The following is a 7,846-nucleotide window of genomic DNA, read 5'->3' as shown; positions in this document are numbered from 1 at the left end:
TAAGTCATCACCCCTAACAATCCGGTAAACCGGAGCTTGGTTCATGATGCGACTTGGACAGAGCGCTCTTCCGACTGACGTGTATCTGTCATCCGTGAGCTCGCTCTACGAACATCGCAAAACGCTGGTGATCGGCATGCTTTCGCATGTCGTGACGTTCCTGCTTGTCTACTTCAAGACCGCCGATCCGCTCTACCTTGCCTGCTCGGGCATGATCATCCTGTTGTGGGCGCTGCGTAACCTCGACATGGCGCGCTTCGACCGGCAGGATTTCTCCGATGCCGACCGGGCGACGGTGCGAAAGTGGGAGAACCGCTACATTGTCGGGGGCGTCAGCGTCACGCTGACCTGCGGCATTGCCTGCGGCTACGCCATCGCCGTCAGTCGGGATTCCTTTTCCGAGCTCGCGACGATCTCGGTGACGCTCGCCTCGATGATTTCGCTTGTCGGACGCAATTACGGCTCGGAGCGGGCCGTTCTGCTCTTGTCGTCCTCGGCGTGCCTGCCGATCGTCATCGGTCTGATCACGTTGCAGGACGTGTTCATGCTGGCGCTTGCCGTGCTGATCCTGCCGTTCATTCTCTCCACCTGGATGATGGCCAACAATGTGCGCGCCTTTCTCTATGAGAACGTGCTGGCCGCGCGCGAGATCGCAACGATAGCCGGCCAGTTCGACACCGCGCTCAACAACATGACGCACGGCCTGTTCATGCTCGACGGCGACGGACGCGTGGTCGTTGCCAACGAGCGCGCCTGCGAACTGTTGGCGCTCGGCGACAAGGCGGAGCTGAAAGACTGGCTGCTCGACGACGTGATCCGCCGCGGGGCACGCCGGATGCGGCTCGATGCCGACAAGACCAAGGCGATTTCCCGCCAGCTCGATCTTCTGCTCAAGGGCCGGCGGCCGCAGGTGCTCATTCCGGTCGGCGAGGAGCTGCATCTCGAGTTTTCAGCCAGCCGCCGGGACAATGGCGACACCGTGCTGATCTTCGAAGACGTGACGGCGCGCGTGCAGGCGGAAAAACAGATCCTGCATATGGTGCGTTTCGACAAGTTGACCGAGCTGCCGAGCCGCGATTACTTCGGCGAACTCGTGCTTTCGGCGCTCAGCGCCGACGACAAGGCCGAGCGGCCGGTTGGCCTGATGGTTCTCGATGTCACCGAGTTCAAGCACGTCAACGACATGCGTGGGCACATCGTCGGCGACAAGCTGCTGCAGGCGATTGCCGCGCGGCTGAAGGTGCTTGCCGGGGACGACGCGATCGCCGCACGGCTGATGGGTGACGAGTTCGTCGTGTTCTTCCCCAATGCAGGGCCGGACAAGGCAAGCAGCGCCGACCTGGAAGAGCGGATGCGAGGGCTGCATGCGGACCTGCGCGGCGCCTACCTGGCCGCCGGCTTCCCATTCAACATGACGATGAGCGCAGGCTTCGTCGTGACGTCGAACGCCGAGCTCAGGCTCGAGGACCTGCAGATCAAGGCCGACCTTGCGCTTTCGGAAACCAAGCTGCGCAACCGCGGCGGCTGCACCGCCTTCGAACCGGAAATGGATGCGCGCTACGTCGACCGCCAGAAGCTGAAGGCGGACCTGCGCGAGGCGATCAACGCGCGCAGCCTGACGCTCTCCTATCAGCCGATGTTCGCGCCGAGCGGCGGGCGCGTGGAGTGCTGCGAAGCGCTGGCGCGCTGGACGCATCCGGAACGCGGGCCGGTGCCGCCGAACGTGTTCATCCAGCTTGCCGAAGAGCTCGGGCTGGTCACGGAAATCACGCGTTTCGTGCTCGACCAGGCCTGCCGCGACTGCATGCACTGGCCAAGTGACGTGTCGGTGTCGGTCAACCTGTCCGTGCTCGATCTGCGCAGCACGGAGATCGTCACCATGGTGACCGATGCGCTTCAGGCAACCGGCCTGGAAGCTTCCCGGCTGCACCTGGAAGTGACGGAAAGCTGCCTGATGGACGAGCCGCTCAAGGTGCAGGCCATCCTGCGCGAGCTGCGCGGCCTCGGCATCACCATCGCCATCGACGACTTCGGCACCGGTTACTCGAGCCTCAGCTATCTCGATGCCCTGCCGGTCGACATCATCAAGATCGACCGCTCCTTCGTGCGCAACATCCGCGAAGATTCGCGTCGCTTCAAGCTTCTGCGTGGCACCGCCAATCTTGCCCGGGCCCTTGGCCTGCGCATCGTCGTCGAAGGGGTCGAGACGGCGGATCAGTTGCAGCTGATCAATGAGCACAATTGTGCCGATCTGATACAGGGCTTCGTCTTCGCGGCGCCCATGCCGGCCTCGGCCATTGCAACGCTTTGCAAGAATGGCGTGCCAAAGCGGGGCACAAAGCCCTCGAGCAAGCGCATCGCCTGATCGCTCCCGGTCTGCACCTGCGTCATTCCGGCACGGCTTACCCCTCCCGCAAGCCCTTGTAGTCGCAGCCTAAATCCATTCTGCTTCAGGGCCGTCAAGCCGCCCCTCCGCCCAGATTTTGCGCAGAAATCATGGTTAACGAAAAGTTAACGGTGAACTGTTTCGTTTTATGGTTGCAGCCCCCTTCGCGCTCAATAGGTTAACGATTTGTTAACCATGAGGTGTTGAGTATGGGTGAGATGGGTCACCAGGCGGAGCCTGGGCGTTTTTCGGAAAAGTTGATGCAATTGCTCGATCGTGTCGAATATCGGCGGGTCGAGACCGGCGAGGACATGGAGGATATCGCGCGGCTGCGCTACAAGTCCTACAAGTCGGTCAACCTGATGGAAATGAGCGGTTCGACGCTCATCGACGACCTCGATTTCGACAGCCATGCCTATGTCTTCGGCATCTACCTCGACGAGAGCCTCGTCAGCACCGTTCGCGTTCATCATGTGACGCCGCAGCACAGGGCGAGCACCTCGGGCATGATCTTCGCTCCGGAGATCGATGCGTTCCTCGATGCCGGAATGGTGCTGGTCGATCCGGGTCGGCTGGCGGTCGATCCCGACGTGATCGGCGACGAGATGCGGGCGCTTCCCTACCTGACGCTGCGCCCGGTCGCCATGGCCTGCGAGTACTTTTCTGCCGACCGATGCCTGACCGCCTGCCGGCCGCGCCACGCCGCGTTCTACAAGCGGATCTTTGCGTCGGAGACCGTTGTCGCCAAGCGCGAGAACCTCGGGGTCTACAATGCCGACGGTGCCCTGCTCGTCGCACAGGTGCGCGGCCAGCGGCCGTCCATCCTCGATCGCTATCCGATCTTCGATTCCGAGCCCTTCGAACGCCGCATGATGTTTGCCGACCGCAGCGAAGTGCCGTTCGCACCGCTGACGATCCTGCCAACCGCGCGCATGGCGCAGACCGGCTATGGCCGTTCCTATCGCAGTTCGGTGTTCCGGTAATCAGCGCCCAAATTCCCGTCGGGAAGGTTGGCGTGCGTGCGCGCCGCCTTTGCGGCCGGGCGCGACATATCGCCCCATCAGGCGCTGCTAAAGCACGGGTTTTCGTTGCGCCGGCCCCGCGCATTGTGTAAGGGCAGCTATAAGGGTTTTTGCGATTTTCGCTGACCCGTGCTTCGATAAGGGGCGGCGATGACCAAGGGTCGCGCCGTGGCATTCAGGGAGATTTTGAACGATGGCTGAGCATCATTCCGGACCGGTCGATGTGGGCGCGCCGATGGACTATCCGGAGCACGAGAAGACCTACCTCATGTTCCTCAGTGCATCGAAGTACCTAACGCTTTTCTGCGTGGCTCTGCTGATCGCCATGGCCGCCCTGTTCTTCACCACGATGGGCTTCTTCTCCTCGCTCATCCTTTTCATTCTGCTGAACGTCGCCGGTTTCTTCTTCCTGCGCTAACCGGCGCCGGCACGAGAAACGCTGAGGGGGCGCCCTGAAGCTGCTCCCTGGCAGCCGGGCCTTGCGCCCGGACGAAGTTGCATGCCGTCGGCTGGAGGCGCCGACGCTGTGGCTTGATGCCCGGATGCCGATGAACGGGGCAGGGCGGAATATCCTCACGGCGTGAGGGAGGAATGGACGCAGGCCTAGCGAGCCGCAGGGCTCAACTGCTGGCGAGCCGCCAAGGTTCGCGCATCCAGACGACGGCCTGCTCCAGAAGAGATGTGCCGGGCACCGCTTGTGCCTGAAGCATGGGGCGTGCTGGCCCATCGGGTCGCCCGCTTTGCAGTCGGAGAGAATGCCCGCATTCCGGCCCTGGCTCGATTGCGGCCGGGAGGGGGATTTGTGAGCGAGATTGTCTTTGTCGCCAAGGAAACGGACCCGAACGAGGGTCGCGTGGCCGCATCGCCGGATAGCGTGAAGAAACTGAAAGCTCTCGGCTTCGATGTCGTCATCGAGGCGGGCGCCGGTTTTCTGTCGCGTTTTCCGGACGCTGAGTTCGAGAAGGCGGGCGCCCGCATTGGCTCAGGTGCCGATGCCGGGACGGCCGACGTGGTCCTTAGGGTGCGTCGGCCGACGGCGGCCGAGATCGCCGGCTACAAGTCCGGTGCGATCGTCATCGCGATCATGGATCCCTATGGCAACGAAGCGGTGATCGCCGAGATGGCGAATGCTGGACTGACGGCCTTTGCCATGGAGCTGATGCCGCGCATCACCCGTGCACAGTCGATGGACGTGCTGTCGAGCCAGGCAAACCTTGCCGGCTACCAGGCGGTGATCGACGCAGCTTCCGAATATGACCGGGCGTTGCCGATGATGATGACCGCGGCAGGCACGGTTCCGGCCGCCAAGGTCTTCGTCATGGGCGCCGGCGTTGCCGGCCTGCAGGCGATCGCGACGGCCCGCCGTCTCGGCGCCGTGGTTTCGGCAACCGATGTGCGCCCCGCCGCCAAGGAGCAGGTGGCCTCGCTCGGCGCCAAGTTCATCGCCGTCGAGGACGAGGAATTCAGGGCGGCCGAAACCTCAGGCGGCTACGCCAAGGAAATGTCCAAGGAGTATCAGGCCAAGCAGGCGAGCCTCGTCGCCGAGCATATCGCCAAGCAGGACATCGTCATCACCACGGCGCTGATCCCGGGCCGTCCGGCGCCGCGGCTCGTGACCCGTGACATGCTGAAAAGCATGAAACCCGGTTCGATCGCCGTCGATCTTGCCGTCGAGCGTGGCGGCAACGTCGAAGGGGCGGAGGCCGGCAAGGTTGCCGACGTCGAGGGCGTCAAGGTCATCGGCCATCTGAACGTGCCCGGCCGCATCGCGGCATCCGCCTCGGGCCTTTACGCCAAGAACCTCGTCACCTTCCTGGAGACGATGGTGTCCAAGGAAACCAAGGCGCTGGCGCTCAATATGGAAGACGAGCTCGTCAAGGCGACGGCGCTGACCCATGGCGGTCAGGTCGTGCATCCGAACTTCGGCGCCAGCAAGGGGGACAAGTGATGGCGAATGAACTTCTCGACAAGGCGCTCGCCGATCTCGACCGGGCCGTGGAAGCGGTTCGCACTGCGGCTGAATATGTGCCGGACGCGGCAGGCGCCGTTGCCCATGGCGCCACCGGCGGTGCGATCGATCCCTTCGTCTTTCGCCTGGCGATCTTCGTGCTGGCGATCTTCGTTGGCTATTACGTGGTCTGGTCGGTGACGCCGGCGCTGCACACGCCGCTGATGGCGGTCACCAATGCCATCTCCTCGGTCATCGTCGTCGGCGCGCTGCTGGCCGTCGGCATTTCGGCCTCCGGTCTTGCGACCGGCTTCGGCTTCATCGCGCTGGTGCTTGCCTCCGTCAACATCTTCGGCGGCTTCCTCGTCACCCAGCGCATGCTCGCCATGTACAAGAAAAAAGACAAGTGAGGCCGGCCTGATGAACGCCAACTTCGCAGCCTTCCTCTATCTCGTCTCCGGCGTCCTGTTCATCATGGCGCTGCGTGGCCTCTCGCATCCGACCACCAGCCGCAAGGGCAATACCTACGGCATGGTCGGCATGGGCATCGCCATCGTCACGACGCTGCTGCTCGCCAAGCCGAGCTTCGGCGGACTGATGCTGATCGTGCTCGGCCTAGCCATCGGCGGCGGCGTCGGTGCCGTCATCGCGCGCCGCATCGCCATGACCTCGATGCCGCAGCTGGTCGCCGCCTTCCACTCGCTTGTCGGCCTTGCCGCCGTCATGGTGGCGGCCGCCGCCATGTATGCGCCCGAGAGCTTCGGCATCGGCACGGTCGGCGACATCCACGCTCAGGCGCTGGTCGAGATGTCGCTCGGTGTCGCCATCGGCGCGATCACCTTTACCGGATCGGTCATCGCCTTCCTGAAACTCGACGGCCGCATGTCCGGCAAGCCGATCCTGCTTGCGGGACGCCATGCCATCAATGCCGGCCTTGCGATCGCGCTCGTCGTGCTGGTGGTCATGCTGGTGCTGACGCAGAGCACCACCATGTTCTGGCTGATCGTCGTCCTCTCACTGGTCCTCGGCGTGCTGATCATCATCCCGATCGGCGGCGCCGACATGCCGGTGGTCGTTTCGATGCTCAACTCCTATTCGGGTTGGGCGGCCGCCGGCATCGGCTTCACGCTCGGCAACCTGGCGCTGATCATCACCGGGGCGCTCGTCGGCTCGTCCGGCGCGATCCTCTCCTACATCATGTGCAAGGGCATGAACCGCTCGTTCATCTCGGTCATTCTCGGCGGCTTCGGCGGCGAGACGGCGGCAGCCGCAAGCGACGACGGTGTCCAGCGTACGGTCAAGCAGGGCTCGGCCGACGACGCGGCCTTCCTGATGGCCAACGCTTCCAAGGTGATCATCGTGCCGGGCTACGGCATGGCGGTTGCCCAGGCGCAGCATGCGCTGCGCGAAATGGGCGACCAGCTGAAGGCGGCGGGTGTCGAGGTCAAGTACGCGATCCATCCGGTCGCCGGCCGCATGCCCGGCCACATGAACGTGCTGCTCGCCGAAGCAAATGTGCCCTATGACGAGGTGTTCGAGCTCGAGGATATCAATTCTGAGTTCGCGCAGGCCGACGTCGCCTACGTCATCGGCGCCAACGACGTAACCAACCCGGCGGCCCGCGACGACAAGTCGTCGCCGATCTACGGCATGCCGATCCTCGACGTCGACAAGGCCAAGACCTGCCTGTTCGTCAAGCGCTCGCTCGGCTCGGGCTATGCCGGCATCGACAACACGCTGTTTTACAAGGACGGCACGATGATGCTTCTCGGTGACGCGAAGAAAGTCACCGAAGACATCGTCAAGGCGCTGCACGCCTGAGTTTGAAACGATGGAAAACATCAAAACGCCCGCCTTCCGGCGGGCGTTTTCATGTTGGAAGGCTGCTTTGCAGCGGATCAGCCGGCCGGTGCCAGCGTCAGTTCGTCGATGCCGACCGCGACGTTGAGGCCTTCCTGGATCTGGACGTTGACCGGCTGCAGCATGAAGGCCTTGTTGGTGCCGCCGCCGATCACCTTGGCGCCGCCACCGACGGCCATGCTCGCATCGGCGCCGATGCCGTAATATTCGCCGGCCAGCGCAAATTCGCTGACCTGGGTGCCGGTCTTGGCAAAGACGTCCCAGATCATCGTGCTCTTGCCGGTCTTGCCGATGTCGATGCCGATCTTGCGGATCGTGCCGGCATAGACGGCTTTCGCGCCGCCATTGACCGGCGTGAAAGTGCACATCAGGTTCTTGGTTGACGTCAGGATCATGCCGGTACCGCCTTCGGAGCCGCAGACGAGGCGGCCGAGAGCGACATAGTTCTGCGCTGCGGCCGGCCCTGTGGCGAGCGCGGCCAGTGCCAGCGCCGTGACGAGGGTTCGTTTGATCATGGCTCAATCTCCGTTTTTAACCCTCTGTCAAACGGATGATGGCGGGGAATGTTCCGAAGCATCTGTGGCGTTGCGCGCCTGCCTTGCACAAACGAAAACGCCCGCGACGTGCTCG

General features: G+C 63.4%; 7 protein-coding genes. 6 read left to right on the top strand and 1 reads right to left on the bottom strand.

All coding sequences use genetic code 11. From position 1 onward, the window contains the following. The first annotated feature begins 43 nt into the window (after positions 1-43). The 6 genes from VGO12_RS27120 (at position 44) to VGO12_RS27095 (ending at position 7,177) form a co-directional block, all read left to right on the top strand. Positions 44-2,365, top strand: coding sequence for a putative bifunctional diguanylate cyclase/phosphodiesterase (locus VGO12_RS27120; protein ID WP_327515817.1), 2,322 nt, complete (start codon positions 44-46; stop codon positions 2,363-2,365). Between the two features lie 281 nt (positions 2,366-2,646). Next, complete coding sequence (locus VGO12_RS27115; RefSeq protein ID WP_327515816.1) at positions 2,647-3,369, top strand: N-acyl amino acid synthase FeeM domain-containing protein; 723 nt, start codon at positions 2,647-2,649, stop codon at positions 3,367-3,369. A 232-nt stretch (positions 3,370-3,601) separates the two neighbouring features. Then, complete coding sequence (locus VGO12_RS27110; RefSeq protein ID WP_327515815.1) at positions 3,602-3,826, top strand: aa3-type cytochrome c oxidase subunit IV; 225 nt, start codon at positions 3,602-3,604, stop codon at positions 3,824-3,826. Positions 3,827-4,210: 384 nt separating this feature from the next. Further along, positions 4,211-5,356, top strand: coding sequence for a Re/Si-specific NAD(P)(+) transhydrogenase subunit alpha (locus tag VGO12_RS27105; protein ID WP_327515814.1), 1,146 nt, complete (start codon positions 4,211-4,213; stop codon positions 5,354-5,356). After that, the gene (locus tag VGO12_RS27100) at positions 5,356-5,766 is read left to right on the top strand and encodes an NAD(P) transhydrogenase subunit alpha (RefSeq protein ID WP_034786897.1); all 411 of its coding nucleotides are present in this window, start codon (positions 5,356-5,358) and stop codon (positions 5,764-5,766) included. Before VGO12_RS27105 ends, VGO12_RS27100 begins: the two co-directional genes overlap by 1 nt. Before the next feature lie 10 nt (positions 5,767-5,776). Further along, positions 5,777-7,177: an NAD(P)(+) transhydrogenase (Re/Si-specific) subunit beta gene (locus VGO12_RS27095; RefSeq protein ID WP_327515813.1), complete on the top strand. Its 1,401-nt coding sequence runs from the start codon at positions 5,777-5,779 to the stop codon at positions 7,175-7,177. A gap of 77 nt (positions 7,178-7,254) precedes the next feature. On the opposite strand, the gene VGO12_RS27090 is transcribed toward VGO12_RS27095, so the two are convergent. Beyond that, the gene (locus VGO12_RS27090; RefSeq protein ID WP_327515812.1) at positions 7,255-7,731 is read right to left on the bottom strand and encodes a DUF992 domain-containing protein; all 477 of its coding nucleotides are present in this window, start codon (positions 7,729-7,731) and stop codon (positions 7,255-7,257) included. Between the last annotated feature and the right edge of the window lie 115 nt (positions 7,732-7,846).

It is taken from the genome of Ensifer sp. (genome assembly GCF_035999135.1).
GTDB lineage: Bacteria > Pseudomonadota > Alphaproteobacteria > Rhizobiales > Rhizobiaceae > Ensifer.
This window is presented reverse-complemented; position numbering and strand designations above follow the sequence as displayed.

What these genes read in the sequence shown, in the direction of transcription:
- VGO12_RS27095 (WP_327515813.1), top strand. Translation starts at nt 5,777, where the DNA reads ATGAACGCCAACTTCGCAGCCTTCCTCTATCTCGTCTCCGGCGTCCTG.
- VGO12_RS27100 (WP_034786897.1), top strand. Translation starts at nt 5,356, where the DNA reads ATGGCGAATGAACTTCTCGACAAGGCGCTCGCCGATCTCGACCGGGCC.
- VGO12_RS27115 (WP_327515816.1), top strand. Translation starts at nt 2,647, where the DNA reads ATGCAATTGCTCGATCGTGTCGAATATCGGCGGGTCGAGACCGGCGAG.
- VGO12_RS27090 (WP_327515812.1), bottom strand. Translation starts at nt 7,731, where the DNA reads ATGATCAAACGAACCCTCGTCACGGCGCTGGCACTGGCCGCGCTCGCC.
- VGO12_RS27110 (WP_327515815.1), top strand. Translation starts at nt 3,602, where the DNA reads ATGGCTGAGCATCATTCCGGACCGGTCGATGTGGGCGCGCCGATGGAC.
- VGO12_RS27120 (WP_327515817.1), top strand. Translation starts at nt 44, where the DNA reads ATGATGCGACTTGGACAGAGCGCTCTTCCGACTGACGTGTATCTGTCA.